Source organism: Falsiruegeria litorea R37, assembly GCF_900172225.1.
Classification (GTDB): Bacteria; Pseudomonadota; Alphaproteobacteria; order Rhodobacterales; family Rhodobacteraceae; genus Falsiruegeria; species Falsiruegeria litorea.
The window spans coordinates 1,834,252-1,849,580 of sequence record NZ_FWFO01000001.1; the positions used below are offsets into that span (position 1 = coordinate 1,834,252).

The 15,329-nt window shown below is 60.4% G+C and carries 15 protein-coding genes; 7 read left to right on the plus strand and 8 right to left on the minus strand.

Annotated features, from left to right (window positions below; all coding sequences use genetic code 11):
- Positions 1 to 75: 75 nt before the first annotated feature.
- Positions 76 to 780, plus strand: a complete 705-nt coding sequence (locus tag TRL7639_RS09015) for a LytTR family DNA-binding domain-containing protein (RefSeq protein ID WP_165759783.1) — start codon at positions 76 to 78, stop codon at positions 778 to 780.
- On the opposite strand, the gene TRL7639_RS09020 is transcribed toward TRL7639_RS09015, so the two are convergent.
- The 4 genes from TRL7639_RS09020 to TRL7639_RS23080 all read right to left on the minus strand — a co-directional run bounded on the left by TRL7639_RS09020 (position 777) and on the right by TRL7639_RS23080 (position 4,775).
- The gene (locus TRL7639_RS09020) at positions 777 to 2,084 is read right to left on the minus strand and encodes an HlyC/CorC family transporter (RefSeq protein WP_085795365.1); all 1,308 of its coding nucleotides are present in this window, start codon (positions 2,082 to 2,084) and stop codon (positions 777 to 779) included. The genes TRL7639_RS09015 and TRL7639_RS09020 overlap by 4 nt on opposite strands.
- 64 nt (positions 2,085 to 2,148) lie before the next feature.
- Positions 2,149 to 3,108, minus strand: coding sequence for a site-specific tyrosine recombinase XerD (locus TRL7639_RS09025; protein WP_085795366.1), 960 nt, complete (start codon positions 3,106 to 3,108; stop codon positions 2,149 to 2,151).
- Between the two features lie 4 nt (positions 3,109 to 3,112).
- A complete protein-coding gene (locus TRL7639_RS09030) occupies positions 3,113 to 4,636 on the minus strand; it encodes a hypothetical protein (protein ID WP_085795367.1) in 1,524 nt (507 codons plus the stop codon).
- Positions 4,626 to 4,775 carry a hypothetical protein gene (locus tag TRL7639_RS23080; protein WP_165759784.1) on the minus strand — a complete coding sequence of 50 codons (150 nt, stop codon included), beginning with the start codon at positions 4,773 to 4,775 and terminating at the stop codon, positions 4,626 to 4,628. The genes TRL7639_RS09030 and TRL7639_RS23080 overlap by 11 nt, the downstream gene beginning before the upstream one ends.
- Before the next feature lie 79 nt (positions 4,776 to 4,854).
- Between TRL7639_RS23080 and TRL7639_RS09035 the strand changes: the two genes are divergently transcribed.
- Both TRL7639_RS09035 and aroB read left to right on the plus strand, forming a co-directional pair.
- Entirely contained in the window at positions 4,855 to 5,442 is a 588-nt protein-coding gene (locus TRL7639_RS09035) for a shikimate kinase (protein ID WP_085795368.1), read from the plus strand.
- Between the two features lie 6 nt (positions 5,443 to 5,448).
- Positions 5,449 to 6,561 carry a 3-dehydroquinate synthase gene (gene aroB / locus TRL7639_RS09040; RefSeq protein WP_085795369.1) on the plus strand — a complete coding sequence of 371 codons (1,113 nt, stop codon included), beginning with the start codon at positions 5,449 to 5,451 and terminating at the stop codon, positions 6,559 to 6,561.
- A 12-nt stretch (positions 6,562 to 6,573) separates the two neighbouring features.
- Here the strand turns inward: aroB and TRL7639_RS09045 are convergent, their stop codons facing one another.
- Positions 6,574 to 7,644 (minus strand): site-2 protease family protein, encoded by a 1,071-nt coding sequence (locus TRL7639_RS09045; RefSeq protein ID WP_085795370.1) that lies wholly within the window; start codon positions 7,642 to 7,644, stop codon positions 6,574 to 6,576.
- A gap of 21 nt (positions 7,645 to 7,665) precedes the next feature.
- On the minus strand, positions 7,666 to 8,202 hold the full coding sequence (gene ssb, locus TRL7639_RS09050) for a single-stranded DNA-binding protein (protein WP_085795371.1): 537 nt from the start codon (positions 8,200 to 8,202) through the stop codon (positions 7,666 to 7,668).
- A gap of 216 nt (positions 8,203 to 8,418) precedes the next feature.
- On the opposite strand from ssb, the gene TRL7639_RS09055 reads away from it, so the two are divergent.
- The 4 genes from TRL7639_RS09055 to TRL7639_RS09070 all read left to right on the plus strand — a co-directional run bounded on the left by TRL7639_RS09055 (position 8,419) and on the right by TRL7639_RS09070 (position 12,427).
- Complete coding sequence (locus TRL7639_RS09055; protein ID WP_085796341.1) at positions 8,419 to 8,997, plus strand: lytic transglycosylase domain-containing protein; 579 nt, start codon at positions 8,419 to 8,421, stop codon at positions 8,995 to 8,997.
- Positions 8,998 to 9,104: 107 nt separating this feature from the next.
- Positions 9,105 to 10,256, plus strand: a complete 1,152-nt coding sequence (locus TRL7639_RS09060) for a cytochrome-c peroxidase (RefSeq protein ID WP_085795372.1) — start codon at positions 9,105 to 9,107, stop codon at positions 10,254 to 10,256.
- A gap of 96 nt (positions 10,257 to 10,352) precedes the next feature.
- Positions 10,353 to 11,315, plus strand: coding sequence for a LuxR C-terminal-related transcriptional regulator (locus tag TRL7639_RS09065; protein WP_085795373.1), 963 nt, complete (start codon positions 10,353 to 10,355; stop codon positions 11,313 to 11,315).
- A 125-nt stretch (positions 11,316 to 11,440) separates the two neighbouring features.
- Positions 11,441 to 12,427 carry an MBL fold metallo-hydrolase gene (locus tag TRL7639_RS09070; RefSeq protein ID WP_085795374.1) on the plus strand — a complete coding sequence of 329 codons (987 nt, stop codon included), beginning with the start codon at positions 11,441 to 11,443 and terminating at the stop codon, positions 12,425 to 12,427.
- Between the two features lie 140 nt (positions 12,428 to 12,567).
- Here TRL7639_RS09070 and TRL7639_RS09075 read toward each other — a convergent pair whose 3' ends face one another.
- Both TRL7639_RS09075 and TRL7639_RS09080 read right to left on the minus strand, forming a co-directional pair.
- Positions 12,568 to 12,972 (minus strand): hypothetical protein, encoded by a 405-nt coding sequence (locus tag TRL7639_RS09075; protein ID WP_133057633.1) that lies wholly within the window; start codon positions 12,970 to 12,972, stop codon positions 12,568 to 12,570.
- Between the two features lie 189 nt (positions 12,973 to 13,161).
- The gene (locus TRL7639_RS09080; protein ID WP_085795376.1) at positions 13,162 to 15,249 is read right to left on the minus strand and encodes a dipeptide ABC transporter ATP-binding protein; all 2,088 of its coding nucleotides are present in this window, start codon (positions 15,247 to 15,249) and stop codon (positions 13,162 to 13,164) included.
- Positions 15,250 to 15,329: the final 80 nt, after the last annotated feature.

The following is a 15,329-nucleotide window of genomic DNA, read 5'->3' on the forward strand; positions in this document are numbered from 1 at the left end:
TTCACGTTCCGTGAATTGCGGACCTTTATCCTAAGTCCAAACGTACTGTTTTTGTGCGCAATTCTGCTCGTGGTCATGACATCAGGGCACCCTCTGCTGTATCCGACGTTGCCTGACGTCAATGCGCGCCTGTTTTATTGGATTTTGGGCATCTTCTTGTATCTGCTGCTGGTGTTGCCATGGGGCGAGTTGGTGCTCAAGCTTTGGGGGCGCTTGTTCTCCATTCCCTTGCCCTTGGCGGCGGTGACTGCGCCCCTGGTCGCGGGGATCACACTGTTGATGGAGTTTGTGCCCGACGTGTTTGGGTCTTTGGTCCCGATGCGCAGCGGTCCTTTGAGCGCATTCGGGGTCGCCAAGAACGTTATTGTCGCGCATGTGTCAGAGATGATCGCGTTTCTTTGGCTGCTGCCCTTGTCCCGCAGCCCCGAGGCCGTTGTCGATGTGCCAGAGACTTCGGATGACGCAGCACGTTTCATTCGCATCGCGGGACGCAGCCTGCCAATGGACAGTGTGCGCTGCGTGCGCAACGAAGAACACTATCTGGTGGTCAAAACGACCATGGGCACATTGCGTTTGCGGGCGCGGATGAACGACCTGTTGATGCAGGTGTCCGACGATGACGGTATTCAGGCGCACCGCTCGTTCTGGGTGTCAACCGATGAAGCGCTGGAATTGCGCGGCACAACGATCATGACCCGCTCGGGCTGCGTCATTCCGGTGTCGCGTTATCGGATGAAAGCCGTGCGCGCCTGGTGCGAGCGGCACGGCAAACCACATTAAAGCGGACGGATTTTTAGCCCCGTGATCCGGTTGCCTTCGCGGGCTGTCACCTCGAACCGGAAGCCGTGGAACGAAAACACCTGGCCCACGGTCGGGATCATCTGCGCCTCGTGGATGACCAGACCAGCCACAGTGTTGGCTTCATCGTCGGGCAGGGTCCAGTCGGTGGCGCGGTTCAGGTCGCGGATCGTCATGGCGCCTTCGACCAGATACTGGCCGTCGGTGGTGGTTTCGATCTGATCCTCTTCGGCAATGTCGAACTCGTCGGCGATCTCGCCCACGATCTCTTCCAGAATATCCTCGAGGGTGATCAGACCCTGAAGCGAGCCGTATTCGTCAACCACCAGAGCAAAGTGACTGCGGATGCGCAGGAATTCACGCATCTGGTCATCCAGCGGAGTTGTCTCGGGGACAAAGTAGGGCGGATTGGCGACTTTTGAGACGTCAAAGTCCTTTAGTCGACCAGCAGCCCCTTCGGCACCGCCCACTTGGTTGTACATCGAGCGAAACAGGTCCTTTGCATGTACAAGTCCGATGATGTTCTCTGGCTCGTTTCGATAGACGGGCAGGCGGGTGTGCGGGCTTTCCAGACACTGCTGCAGGATGTCTTCGGGCGCGGCATCGGCGTCGATCATCTCGATCTTGGAGCGGTGCAGCATGATCTCTTCAACCGTACGATCGCTCAGGTCCAGCGCACCCAGAATGCGGTCGCGGTCTTCTTTTTCGACGACACCTTCAGAATGCCCCAGTTGCAGGGCACCCGCGATCTCCTCGCGCACGGCAAGCATGTGGCTGTCCGGGTCAACTTTGACTCCGAACAGACCCAGCACGCCCCGCACAAGCACGCGTACGACGCCGACGATGGGAGAGAACAGAGTGACCAGAACACTGATCACCGGAGCCACGGCAGCTGCCGCCTTTTCCGCGTTGATGATGGCATAGGTTTTGGGAAGCACCTCGGCAAAGACCAGAACCAGCAGGGTCATGACCAGCGTCGCAAGCGCCACACCGCTTTCGCCAAACAGGCGCGTAAACAGGGCCGTCGCCAGAGACGCCGCGAGGATGTTCACCAAGTTGTTTCCGAGCAGGACCGAGCCGATCAGGCGTTCGTTGTCTTCGGTGATGTCCAGCGCCTTTTGTGCGCCGCGAGATCCCTTGTCGGCCTGGGCGCGCAGCTTGCCGCGGGATGAAGCCGTCAATGCGGTTTCCGAGCCTGAGAAAAAGCCAGATAAAACAAGCAGTAGCAGGATCGAGCCTGCGCTGATCCAAAAGGCGCTGTCGATCACGATAGGGGTCGGGTCCATTGGTCCTAGATATATCCTTGATGCTCATCCCGTTATGGGGTTGGTGGGGTGTGCAATCAAGGGGTTAGTCCAGCTTCTTCTTGTCGTTCTCGGTCGCCAGCGGGTGATGTTCAAGAACCAGCTCGGCCAGACGTTCGTCCAGAACATGGGTGTAGATCTCGGTCGTGGCCACATCGGCGTGGCCCAGCAACGTCTGGATTGACCGCAGGTCCGCGCCATTGGCCAGCAGATGCGTGGCAAAGGCGTGGCGCAGGGTATGGGGAGTGACCTTGTCAGGTGACACGCCGCCCTGAACCGCGAACTCCTTGATCAGAAGATAAAACCTGTGACGTGTCAGATGCCCCAGCTTGCCGCGCGACGGAAACAGGTACTTTGACCGGCCTGCACCTTTGGCCACGGCCTTGTCTTCAAGCTCATCCCGCGCGGCCAGCCACAGGGTCAGCGCGTTGCGGGCCGGGGGCGACAGCGGCACCATCCGTTCCTTGCCGCCTTTGCCCAGGATCAGCAGCATGCGCGGATCGCCGCGTGCGGATGAGACGGGCAGCGACACCAGCTCGGTCACGCGCATGCCGGTGGCATAAAGCAGCTCCATCAGGCAGATGTTGCGCAACCGGTCCTGCAACGTGCGACCTGAGTTGCGGGCGGCATCCAAAAGGCGGTCGACCTCGACCACTTCCAACGTTTTGGGCAGGCGTTTCTCGCGCCCTGGTCCCTTGATCTGGATCGCCGGGTTGTCTTGGCGCCAGCCCTCTTCAAAGGCAAAACGATAGATCTGCTTGATCGCCGACAGGCGGCGCGCGCGGGTGGATTTGGCCAGCCCCTGAGCGTCGCAGTCGATCAGATACGCCTCAACCATGTTTCGGTCGGCGGTGGCAAAATCATGTTTGCGCCGCTCGATCCAACCCGCGAAATCCTTGAGATCGCGGCCATAGGCCAGCTGCGTGTTGGTTGCCGCGCCCAATTCGGCTGCTTGTGCCTCTAGAAACCCAGAAATCCATAGGTCTGATGTGGCCGGTGCGCGCATAGTCCTATCCCCGCCCCAACAGCATCAGTTGCAGGGCCGCACGGCGGGCCGTGTCTTCCAGGCCGACAAAGCGAAAGGATGCCAGTGCGGCGGTTAGATCGGCTGGATTGCCGCGCGCGCCCCGGGTGAAGAGGTCCATTGCAGTCAGGATGGCTTCGCCCAATTGGCCGTTGTCGAGTGTACGTTGCACGCTATCGGGCAATTCCGCCCCGTCTGCAAACCCATCGGCAATTGCCTGTGCCTGTTTGTTCGGGGCAAAAGCACGGCCTGGATCACCTTGGGCCAATGCGGCCAGAAACGTGTGCATCTGCGAATTGCTGGGCGGCTTGCGTGCCGCATCCTCGTAGGTGCCGGCCAGCAGGCGAATACGCCAGGCCAAACTGGCGGTCTCAGCATCGGTGAAGCGTTGGATCGCCAGCTGGTCGGCAAAAAGCTCGGCAAAGGGAACTTCCAGCTGAGCATCTTGCATCGCCTTCCACACAGTGTTCAACGCTTTGCCAATCGCGGTCTCGTTTCCAGTGCCAAGTGCCGTTTCAAACCGCTGCACGGCGCGCACCCGGTCCCAGACGCCACCCGATGCGGCAGCCTGCCGGTCGGTGTACAGGCCAAGCAAGTGGTTGGGGGTCAGTGCACCGATGCGCGTCAGGCGTTCAGCCGCTTCAAGCTGTGCCTTCCAACCCGCCACGTCGCGCAAATCTGCAGTTGCAAAAGCCCGCGGCAACGAGGCGGTTGGCAGCCGTTCACCAATGGTTTCAAACAGGCGGAACGTCAGCGCATCAGGCCGCTGCGGTTGCGGCAGGGGTGGGGCGTCTTCAAAGATGTCGGGGCTTAGAAACCGATCCAGCAGCGCCAGTTCCTCGGGCTCCAGCAGTTCCAGGGCATGCGCGGTTTCCAAAGTCAGCGCAGCGGATTGCCAATCGCCCAGGCGGGCCTTGCAAAAGATCTGATCCGCGTAATCGCTGGACAGAAACGGCGCCGCGATCAGCGCCCCGCAGGCGCGATCTTCGTCTCCGGTCAGCAACGTTGCATCGAACCAGCGCTGAAACCGGGCCTTGGTGTCAGTGGGACCAGCCAGTTGCACAAGCGCTTGGGTGGGGTCCACTGCGCCCAATTGCATCAGGCGGTCAAGGCGGGCCAGCAGCATCGCCTCGCCCGCTTCTGCGCCATGGGGTGTTCGGGTTTCGGACAGCAGCAGTGTGAAAAGCAGCGTCTGCATCGCAGGGGACCCGCGAACGTTGATGCGGTCAATCATCTCGGCCAAGCGGTCGGGATCGCTGCCGGTCCACAAGTCTACGGGCAGGCCCGTCACATTTGACGCCACCAGGCCCAGGGGCGGTGTCAATGCCTCAAGCGGGGTCACCTCGATCTCGGGCTGCAGGCCGGACTTGGAGACGGGCGGTTCGAGCAGCACCGTGCCCGGCAGGTTCACCGGAGGCGTTTGGTTCAGCCAATCAATTGCAGAAAGCGGTTGTTGGGCCAAACCGACGGCCGGAAAAAATAAACAAAAAACACAAGCGCTAGTCCGCATTCAATATCACCGGTTGCGTAATCTCGGTTTGTGGCGCCGAAAAATCGACGCCAAAGAACGGCCCGATGTAAGCATATCCCACCAATCCGATCACACACAGACACAGGACATACACCAGAAATTTGATCAAGCGACCCATCACGCCTCACAGCCTCAATTTGTTCTTTTGACCAAGTTATAACTGGCCTTTTTCACAAGATCACGTCATTCACTGAAGAATGAGTGAAATTGAGCATAACACGGCCCATAGCCCTGTACGGGATGACCTTAAAGTCCGGAAAACCATAGTCATGGTAGGTATGATGGGGGCCGGCAAGACCGCCGTGGGGCGGGCTTTGGCCGCGCGGTTGGGGGTTCCGTTCCTCGATAGCGATGCCGAGATCGAATCAGCGGCCAACATGTCGATACCCGAAATCTTTGAGCGCGATGGAGAGCCATTCTTTCGCGCCAAGGAAAGCCAGGTGATCGGGCGGCTGCTGGACGAGGAGCGCTGTGTACTGTCGACCGGGGGCGGGGCGTTTCTGTCACCCGACAACCGCGCGATGATTTCGGAACGTGGTGCGTCGGTCTGGCTCAAGGCGGATCTGGACGTGTTGTGGAACCGGGTCCGGCACAAGGACACGCGCCCCTTGCTGCGGACGCCCGATCCGCGTGCGACGTTGCGCGCCTTGTACGAGGCCCGCGTGCCGCTTTATGCGCAGGCTGATCTGACGGCCGTCTCGGATGGTGAGGCGTCGATCGAGGAAATGGTGGATCGGGTGATCGAGGTTCTGAAAACCCGGCCCGATGTTGTCGAACAAGGATAAGGGCAAATGCAGCAAGTGGTTCACGTCGATCTGGGCGAACGGTCCTATGATGTGCAGATCGGGCCGGGCTTGATTGATCAGGCGGGAGACTGGATCGCGCCGCTGCTGGCGCGCCCGCGTGTTGCCGTTCTGACGGACGAAACGGTGGCCGAACTGCATCTGGATGCCCTGCGCGCAGGTCTGGCCAAGGCCGGGATCGACATGGTGTCTCTGGCGTTGCCTGCGGGCGAAAGCACCAAGGGATGGCCGCAGTTCACCCGCGCGGTTGAATGGCTGCTGGAGCAAAAGATCGAGCGGAATGACATTGTTGTGGCTTTTGGCGGCGGCGTGATTGGCGATCTGGCAGGCTTTGCCGCCGCTGTTCTGCGGCGCGGGGTGCGGTTTGTGCAGATCCCGACCTCGCTGCTGGCGCAGGTGGACAGTTCGGTGGGCGGCAAGACCGGCATCAATTCTCCTGCGGGCAAGAACCTGATCGGGGCGTTTCACCAGCCCGCGCTGGTTTTGGCGGATACGGCTGTTCTGGGCACACTGACAGCGCGCGATTTCCTGGCCGGCTACGGCGAGGTCGTGAAATACGGCCTGTTGGGCGACGCAGACTTCTTTGACTGGCTGGAGCAGCAAGGCCCGGTCTTGGCGACAGGCGACATGGCGGCCCGGGTCGAGGCGGTTACGCGCTCGGTTCAGATGAAGGCCGACATCGTTTCGCGTGACGAAACAGAGCAGGGCGACCGCGCTTTGCTGAACCTCGGGCACACATTCTGTCACGCGCTTGAGGCGGCGACCGGCTATTCCGACCGTCTGCTGCACGGCGAAGGTGTGGCCATCGGCTGCGCCCTGGCGTTTGAGCTGTCGTCTCGTCTTGGGCTCTGCTCGCAAGAGGACCCGAGCCGGGTGCGTGCGCATCTGAAGGCGATGGGGATGAAGACCGATCTGGCCGACATCCCCGGTGAGTTGCCGGACGCGCAGGCGCTGGTCGATTTGATGGGACAGGACAAGAAGGTGGTCGATGGGCAGCTGCGCTTTATCCTTGCGCGCGGCATTGGCGAGGCGTTTGTGACCGCTGACGTGCCCCCCTCGGCCGTTGTCGACGTGCTCGAGGATGCGCTGGCAACCGTTTGATTTATAACGTGGTCAGCGACCTTTTATGATCATCAGCTCGCCAACGTTTTCACGCGTGATGTAACCGATCAATTGCCCGTCCGACGTGCAAACCGCCACGGCGGCGGCGCCTTTGTGCAGCGAATCCAGCACGGCCTCCAACCCGGTGGTCAGGGGGACGCGCGGGATGTTGGTGTCGATGATCTCGCGCACGGACGTGCTGCGCGGGGTGTCCTCGGCCAGCACCTGAAACAGCCGCTCGCGGGTGACAAATCCCAGCAGATACCCCTTGGCATCGACCACCGGAAACTCGTGCTGCGTTGTGCGGATCACTGCGTCTGCGGTGATGGTCAGCGTGTCGTCCGGGCTCAGCCGTTCAAAGCTGGTGATCATCGCATCTCGCGCGAGCAGGCGGCGCGAGACAGACCGCATGGCAACATCCTGATTTTCGGCATTGGCCGCAACAAAGACAAAAACCGCGATCAGAACCAGTACCGGATTGCCGGTCATCAGCCCGCCAAATCCCAGCAGCACGGCCACCACCTGACCGGCGATCGAGGCAATGCGTGTGGCGCGCACCCGATCCATCGTCAGGCACAGGGCCGCGCGAAACACCCGGCCGCCGTCCATTGGAAAGGCCGGGATCATGTTGAAGATCGCCAGAAACAGGTTCACGAGTGCCAGCCGCGACATGAAATCCGCAACCGGCGTATCGATCGTGTCCAGCGTGTCGAAATTCGGCCAGGCACCCAGCAGGACCAGAACGCCCCAGATCACCACATTCACCGCAGGACCGGCGAGGGCCACGGCAATCTCTTGTGCTGGTTTTTCGGGCATCCGTTCCAGTCGCGCCAGCCCGCCGATGGGCAACAGCGTGATGTCCGGCGTCTTGATGCCATAGCGCCGCGCCATCAGGGCGTGGCCAAACTCATGCGCCAGAACACATGCAAAAAGGGCCAGCACAAAAGCGATGTTTTCAATCGCCCCTGGCCAGCCCTGATCTGAATAGGCCCTCAGGCCAACCCAAGCGAGCAAAAGGAAGAAGGTGACATGGATCCTGAGGTCCGAACCGAGCAATCGGCCAACGGAAAAGGACCATGTCATCGCGTTCCTCCTAGGTGTTGATCAGAACGGGATCTCGTCGTCGTCGATACCACCCGATGCCGGTGCGCGACCACCGCCGCCACCTTGAGCGCCGCCGCCGCCGTAGGGATCACCGCCGCCTGCGGGGCCACTGTCATAGCCGCCGCCGTAGCCACCGCCCTGGCCGCCGCCGCCGCCATAGCCGCCGCCACCGCTGCCGCCGCCATCGCGGCCGTCCAGCATGGTCAGGGTCGAGCCGAAGCCTTGCAGCACCACCTCGGTCGAATAGCGATCTTGGCCGGACTGGTCCTGCCATTTGCGGGTTTGCAGCTGTCCTTCGACATAAACCTTGGAGCCTTTGCGCAAATACTGCTCGGCGACGCGCACCAGACCTTCGTTGAAGATCGCGACCGAGTGCCACTCGGTCCGCTCGCGGCGTTCGCCGGTGTTGCGGTCTTTCCAGGTTTCCGAGGTGGCGATGCGCAGGTTGCACACCTTGCCGCCGTTCTGGAACGACCGCACCTCGGGGTCGCGGCCCAGGTTGCCGATGAGAATGACTTTGTTGACTGAGCCAGCCATGGTTTTCCCCGTGTTGTTTTTGTCTGGGTGAATCGAATCTGTATCCGATTGGTCAACTGACCCTATACGCCCTGCATCGTGGTTAAAACATCAGATCACCCGGCAAAAGCCGTGCAAAATCCCGCCAACAGACCGCGACCCTAAAGGCAGTACTTTCAATCGCGTTAAAACAAAGTATATTCCCGGTCGAGGTTGAACGATCAGGACAACAAGAAGATGCGCAGGCTTGGCCTTGGGATAGTGATTGCGTCGATAGGGCTGACATCGGTTCCGGTCCATGCTGATATGTTCTCGAACAAGAACCGTCGCGACATCTTTCGTAACCAAGCCAAGCTTTTGGATACCCGCGGCGCCTCGCAATATGAAAACTCTACCCGACTGAAACCGCCAAGCGCATATGGCACCTTCGACAAGCGCTATACCGGTAAGTATCGCGGTGAATACATGGACATGGCGCGCAAGGCCGCGCGCCGCCACAATGTCCCCGAAGAGCTGTTTCTGCGTCTGGTGCAGCAGGAAAGCAACTGGAACCCGCACGCCAAATCGCACAAGGGCGCCCTGGGCCTGGCTCAGCTGATGCCCGCCACGGCGCGCTCGCTTGGGGTGAACCCCAAGGATCCCTATGAGAACCTGGACGGCGGGGCGCGGTATCTGTCGCGCCAGTATCGCAAGTTCAAATCCTGGCGTCTGGCCTTGGCCGCCTATAACGCAGGCCCCGAGGCGGTCCAGCGCTATGGTGGTGTGCCGCCCTACAAAGAAACCAAGAACTACGTGAAAAAGATCTGGGGCAGCTGAGGCGGCTCGACTGTTTTCCGACAAAAACACATGGGAATTGCGCTGGATCAAATTCCGGCGTAGTTGCTTTGGGTTAACTGATGGCCTGACCCTTCGGAGCCCTTTGCATGTCCTTGTCCCGTTTCTGCTTTGCCGCTGTCTTTTCTGTGGCTGTTCCGACGTTGCAGGCCTCGGCCGCACCCTTGGACAGTGTCGAGGCCCTGGGCGAGGCGTTGTTTTTCGACACCAACCTGTCGGCCAACCGCACCCTGTCTTGCGCCAGCTGTCATAACGCCGAAGCCGGGTTTGCCGACCCCCGCGAAACGGAAGCGGGCAGGGCGGTTTCGCTTGGCGACGACGGGGTGTCCCTGGGCGATCGCAATGCCCCAACGGCGAGCTATGCGGCGCTTACACCTGCGTTCCACCTCAACGAAGACGGTGAATGGGTCGGGGGCATGTTCTGGGACGGGCGTGAACCGGATCTGGCCGGGCAGGCGGGTGGGCCGCCGCTGAACCCGATCGAGATGGGGATGGCAGGCAAACCGGCCGTCGCCGCGCGTTTGGCCGAAGACGCGAGTTATGTCTCTGCGTTTCAGGCGTTGTTCGATGTGGATGTCACGACCCAACCCGATCAGGCCTATGCCGCCATGACCCAGGCCATTGCGGCCTTTGAAACAACCGAGCAATTTGCGCCCTTTGACAGCAAGTATGACCGTTACCTGCGCGGCGAAGTGGAACTGACGCGGGATGAGGAGCTGGGCCGTGTCCTGTTCTTTTCCGAGCAGTTCACCAACTGCAACCAGTGCCACCAGTTGAAGACCAGCCCGCTTGACCCGGCCGAGACGTTCACCGACTACACCTATCACAACATCGGCGTGCCCCCGAACCTGAAAGCGCGGGCCGTGAACGGCGTTGCGGCGGGCACGCTGGACCTGGGGCTGCTTGCAAACCCATTGGTGGATGATCCGACGCAAGGCGGCAAATTCAAGGTGCCCACGTTGCGCAACGTGGCAGTCACCGGCCCTTACATGCACAACGGGGTGTTCAACGACCTGCGCACGGTGATCCTGTTCTACAACAAGTACAACACCAAAGCCAAAGCGCGCCAGATCAACCCCGAGACGGGCGAACCCTGGCGTTGGCCCGAGGTGCCACAGAACTTGGCGGTCAAGGAATTGACCCACGGGCCCGCGTTGGGCGACCAAAGGATTGACGCGCTGGTGGCGTTCTTGAAAACGCTGACGGACGAAAGATATGAGCCGCTGCTTGAGGATGAATAGGCTATGCCGCAGAGCGGCGTAAGCCGCGCTTGATTGCTGCGTTTACGCGGTCCTAGGCTGTTGGGGAAAGACTACCCAACGCTCGCAGGTCCGCCAATGCCCCATGATGTACCCCATATCCCGCCCGAGACGCTTAAGAACTGGCAGCGTCTGGTCGATTTGGTGGCCCGTCTGGCGGATGTGCCCGCCAGCCTGATTATGAAGACGGACGACCCCGAACACTCGGTCCTGGTCACCAGCGAACACCCCGACAACCCCTATCCGGTGGGGATGGAGTTTCGGCTCAACCCCAAGCTCTATTGCCAGGGCGTGTTTGAAAACGATGGCGAACTGGTGGTCGAAGATGCCACTTGTGATCCCCGCTGGCAGGACAACGAGGATCTGGACCACGGCATGTCGTTCTACATTGGCTTACCGCTGAAATGGCCTGATGGGGCGATCTTTGGCACCATCTGTGTGCTGGACCGCGACCGCAACCGCCGGGCACTGCTGTTTCGTGAGGGGTTGGCCCAGTTCGCGCGGTTGGTCGAGCAGGATTTGGCTTTGCTGCAAGAGGTTTACCTGCGCCGCGCGCTGGAGGTGAAGCTGACCGAGACGATGGAACATCTGGAACAGCGCGTCGATGACCGCACCCGCGCCTTGCAAGAGGCCAACACGGCCTTGCGCGTTCTGCTCAGCAGTGTCGAGGATGACCGCCGCGCACGGGACGAGGAAATCCTGTCTCAGGTGCGGTCGATGGTCTGGCCCTATTTCGAGCGGCTGCGCGACCGGATCGGGCAGGCAGAGCCGCAGCGGTCGTATCTGGATCTGGCAGAACAGAACCTGGCCCAAATCACCTCGGCCATGACCGATCAACTGTCCGAGGCGTTTGCCATCATGACGCCCACCGAGATCGAAGTGGCGCAGATGGTGATGGCGGGCAAGACAACCAAGGACATCGCCAAGGCGCTGTCGCGCGAAACCTCGACCATTGATTTTCACCGCAACAACATTCGGCGGAAATTGGGGTTGGAGGGGCGCGGGTCGAACCTGCGAAGCCATCTCCTTGCGATTTCGTGATCGCCGAATAGGGGGATTCCCCCCACATTTCCCCGTGATTTTTCTGATCTGATCCTGTGTTTCACTGGGGGCTAGCCTGTTCCCAGCATCCCGCTTTGGGGGGCTTGAGAACAGGGAGACAAAAAATGGATCGCAAGGATCTGAAACCCACCATCCTGAACGGCCAGAAAGATGACATGGCCCCGGGCCTGTCCCGGCGCTCGTTCTTCATGGCCGCCGGGGCGGCGGGCGTGGGCGCATCGGCCGGGTTGATTGGGGCCAAACCGGCGCAGGCGCAGTCGCTGGCCTGGCAACAACCCGGCAACAACAACCATGTGGTCGATCTGCAGGGTAGCACGGGGCAGGCTTCAACCGGGGCTGTGGGCATCGACTACTACGGGCACTGCGCGATCAAGATCACCTCACCCAATGGGGCGACGGTGCTGTTCGATCCCTGGCGTGACGATCCGTCGGGGGCTTGGGGGCTGTGGTTCAAGAACGAGTTTCCGCAGATCCCGGTCGATATCACCATGTCCACCCACGCGCATTTCGACCACGACGCCATCGAGCGTCCGGTGTCGACCATGGTGCTGGACCGGATGGCGGGACAGTTCGAGTTTGCGGACCTGAAGATCACCGGATTTGCCGACAAACACGCCTGTGTCGCGCCGGGCTGGTACAATTGGACCAATGCCTTGGCCGAATTCGGGGTCGAGGCCTGCCCGCCCAACAACGTGGGCCACATGGATATGGTGGTCTATCTGGTGGAAACGGGTGGCATCCGCACGCTGATCTGGGGTGACAACCGCCACAACCCGCCGCAAGAGTTCTGGGATGCCATCGGGCAGGTCGATGTGCTGACCCTGCCAGTGGATGGATCACAGCACATCCTGAGCTTCGGGCAGGGCGACGACATCGTGTCCAAGCTGAAACCCAAAGTGATCATCCCGACACATTACCTGAGCGAGACAACGTCTTATACGCTCACGACCCTGCAGGACGCGGATGAATGGGTGAAGGGACAACAGAGCTACAAGATGCTCGATAGTGCGTCGCTCAAATTGGAAGCGGGAGAAGTCGCTGGCATGAACAGTGAGTTCATGTATTTCGGCAATCACGCGCTCCAAGGGTAAACCAATGGCGCGGGGGGGCCCATCCCCGACCGCGCCAGCGCCCGGAGGATGACCCGAACCCATCCGGGCCGCCGCCAACGCGACCCAGGTTGGCAGCAGACCCCGACCAGCGGTACCAGTTGCTGGTCGGGGATAATCTATTAGAAAGACAGCGAAAACTCGTCAGAGATGACAAAAGGCGCACGGAAGTCGTCGCCGATGTAGTAATACAGACCCTGTTTCTCGTCGTGCACAATCGAAAAACAACCCCAGTCCGGCTCTGCCCACAATCCGCTCCAGCTAGAGCAGTAGGCGTCGTCTTCGATTTTGTAGCGCGCCTCAGACGGGGCTGAGTCGCCTTTCTTGATCCAGAGGGTCAAGCCGCTTTCAGCAAAGTACTGCCGCGTGTGCGTGCCAAAGTGCAGGCCCTGAACCGTTTTGCCCACCAGTAAATCGGTGATCTGTTGCGTGTTCAGTTTGACCTCGTCCGCGAAGGCCGTAGAGGCAAGAAGGATGTTGGCCACCACCAAAGACGGTACCAAAGGAGAGATTATCTTACGGGGCAATTTCGGCCTCCTGAAAATGGAATTGGCGCTCAGGCCATCATGTGTATCGGGTGACGCCTGCTTACGCTGAGCGGAGCTGAAGCAGAAATCATAGGATTGTGAGGTCAGCGCAATCTGGTTTCGACACATCGCAACGCAAAAGAGCGCCGAGAAATCCCGACGCTCTTTCACGATTTGTGTTGTTACGACTTACTCTGCCGCGATCTTGATGACCGGCTGCATCTTCTCGAGCGTTTCGTCGCTGAGGTGGCATTTTACCTGATGCCCTTCGGCCAGGGTTCGCACCGGCGGCACCTCTTTCTCGCACAGGCCACCTGCGACTTCGGACTTCCAGCGGCAGCGCGTCTGGAACGGGCATCCCGGCGGCGGGTTCATGGCCGATGGGATATCGCCTTCTAGAACGATGTGCTCTTTCTCGACCGATGTATCGGCGATCGGAACCGCAGAAAGCAGCGCCTCGGTATAGGGGTGATAGGGGGGGCTGAAAACCTGATCGGTGGTGCCCAACTCGACCACATGGCCCAGATACATCACCATGACGCGGTCCGACAGGTAGCGGACGATCGACAGGTCATGCGAGATGAACAGAAGCGTTGTTTTCTGCTCGCGCTGGATCTCCATCAACAGGTCGGTCACCGCCGCCTGCACGGACACATCCAGGGCCGAGACGGGTTCATCCGCCACAACGATGCGCGCGTCACCAGCAAAGGCACGGGCAATCCCAACACGCTGTTTCTGACCACCTGACAGTTGTCGGGGCATTCGCTCGGCAAAGGCGCGGGGCAGTTTCACCAGATCGAGCAGTTCCAGCATCCGCTTCCTGCGCTCGGCCTCGGAATTGCCGATGCCAAAGATTTCCAGCGCGCGGATAATCTGCCGCCCCACAGTCATCGACGGGTTCAGCGTGTCAAACGGGTTCTGGAACACCATCTGAACCTCGCCGACGGTCTTGGCGTCACGCTCTTCGATGGGCAGGCTTTCGATGTTTCGGTTGTCCAGCAGGATCTGACCATCGGTGGCTGTCTCCAACCCCATCAGAACCTTGGCAAAGGTCGACTTACCGCACCCGGATTCGCCCACGATGGCCAGCGTCTCGGATTCCCGCGCCTCGAAGGACAGGGTCTCGTTGGCTTTGACCACCTTTGTCTCGCCGCCGCCAAACAGCGCGTTGGCCGCGACCTCATAGTATTTCTTGAGGTTGTCCATCTTGAGGACGACCTTGCCGATCTCGCCCTTTTCTTTCTGGTCGGCCAGCTCCAAAGGCGCGTTCCAATCAATCTCCTGGAACTTCAGGCAGCGGGTGTGGTGTCGGTCGTTGCCGGGCACTGGCTCCATCAGGATGTCGGTCGCGTCACAGCGACCTTCTTCGAAATAATCGCAGCGCGGGCCAAAGTTGCAGCCGGGCGGGCGTTCATGGGGCAGGGGGAAGTTGCCCGGAATAGCGATCAGCGGGCGCGCGTTCTTGTCGGCCCCCGGCAGGGGGATCGAGCGGAACAACGCCTGCGTATAGGGGTGCTGCATCTCGTCAAAGACGTCCTTGATCGAGCCGCGCTCGACCGCCTCACCCGAGTACATCACGCACAGCCGATCACAGGTTTCCAGAACCAGACCCAGGTTGTGCGAAATGAACAGCATCGAGGTGCCGTATTTCTTGCCCAGATCCTTGACCAGTTCGACCACCGCGGCCTCGACCGTCACGTCGAGCGCGGTTGTGGGTTCGTCCAGGATGAGCAGCGCCGGTTTCGACATCAGCGCCATGGCAATGACGATCCGCTGCTGTTGGCCTCCCGACAGCTGATGCGGGAACGAATTCAGCATCCGCTCGGGGTCGGGCAGGCGCACGTCGGTGACCACTTCCAAAGCGCGGGCATAGGCTTCTTCCTTGCTCACGCCTTCGTGGATCATCGGCACTTCCATCAGCTGTCTGCCGATCTTCATCGCTGGGTTCAGCGAGGCCATCGGCTCCTGATAGATCATCGCGATCTCGTTGCCGCGAATGTCGCGCAGCTCTTCGGCGCTCATCTCGGCCAGATCACGGCCCTTGAATTTGATCGTACCACCAACGACACGGCCATTCTTGCCAAGGTCCTGCATCACTCCCAGGGCCACGGTGGATTTGCCGCAACCGGATTCACCCACAAGACCAACGGCCTCGCCGGGTTGCACCGCGACCGAGAAATCCATCACGGCGGGGATTTCCCGCAGGCGGGTAAAGAATGAGATGGACAGCTTGTCGATCTCCAGGATCGGGCCGTCATAGTCCGCCATTTTGTTCATTTTGCTTCTCCCAGACAAAGGTGGATCAACCCATCTTCATCTTTTCGAAAATACTCCGGGGGTCCGGGGGCAGCGCCCCC

Coding starts and splice junctions, on each gene's coding strand:
- TRL7639_RS09015 (WP_165759783.1), top strand. CDS start 76: ATGACATCAGGGCACCCTCTGCTGTATCCGACGTTGCCTGACGTCAAT.
- TRL7639_RS09020 (WP_085795365.1), bottom strand. CDS start 2,084: ATGGACCCGACCCCTATCGTGATCGACAGCGCCTTTTGGATCAGCGCA.
- TRL7639_RS09025 (WP_085795366.1), bottom strand. CDS start 3,108: ATGCGCGCACCGGCCACATCAGACCTATGGATTTCTGGGTTTCTAGAG.
- TRL7639_RS09030 (WP_085795367.1), bottom strand. CDS start 4,636: ATGCGGACTAGCGCTTGTGTTTTTTGTTTATTTTTTCCGGCCGTCGGT.
- TRL7639_RS23080 (WP_165759784.1), bottom strand. CDS start 4,775: ATGGGTCGCTTGATCAAATTTCTGGTGTATGTCCTGTGTCTGTGTGTG.
- TRL7639_RS09035 (WP_085795368.1), top strand. CDS start 4,855: ATGAGTGAAATTGAGCATAACACGGCCCATAGCCCTGTACGGGATGAC.
- aroB (WP_085795369.1), top strand. CDS start 5,449: ATGCAGCAAGTGGTTCACGTCGATCTGGGCGAACGGTCCTATGATGTG.
- TRL7639_RS09045 (WP_085795370.1), bottom strand. CDS start 7,644: ATGACATGGTCCTTTTCCGTTGGCCGATTGCTCGGTTCGGACCTCAGG.
- ssb (WP_085795371.1), bottom strand. CDS start 8,202: ATGGCTGGCTCAGTCAACAAAGTCATTCTCATCGGCAACCTGGGCCGC.
- TRL7639_RS09055 (WP_085796341.1), top strand. CDS start 8,419: ATGCGCAGGCTTGGCCTTGGGATAGTGATTGCGTCGATAGGGCTGACA.
- TRL7639_RS09060 (WP_085795372.1), top strand. CDS start 9,105: ATGTCCTTGTCCCGTTTCTGCTTTGCCGCTGTCTTTTCTGTGGCTGTT.
- TRL7639_RS09065 (WP_085795373.1), top strand. CDS start 10,353: ATGCCCCATGATGTACCCCATATCCCGCCCGAGACGCTTAAGAACTGG.
- TRL7639_RS09070 (WP_085795374.1), top strand. CDS start 11,441: ATGGATCGCAAGGATCTGAAACCCACCATCCTGAACGGCCAGAAAGAT.
- TRL7639_RS09080 (WP_085795376.1), bottom strand. CDS start 15,249: ATGAACAAAATGGCGGACTATGACGGCCCGATCCTGGAGATCGACAAG.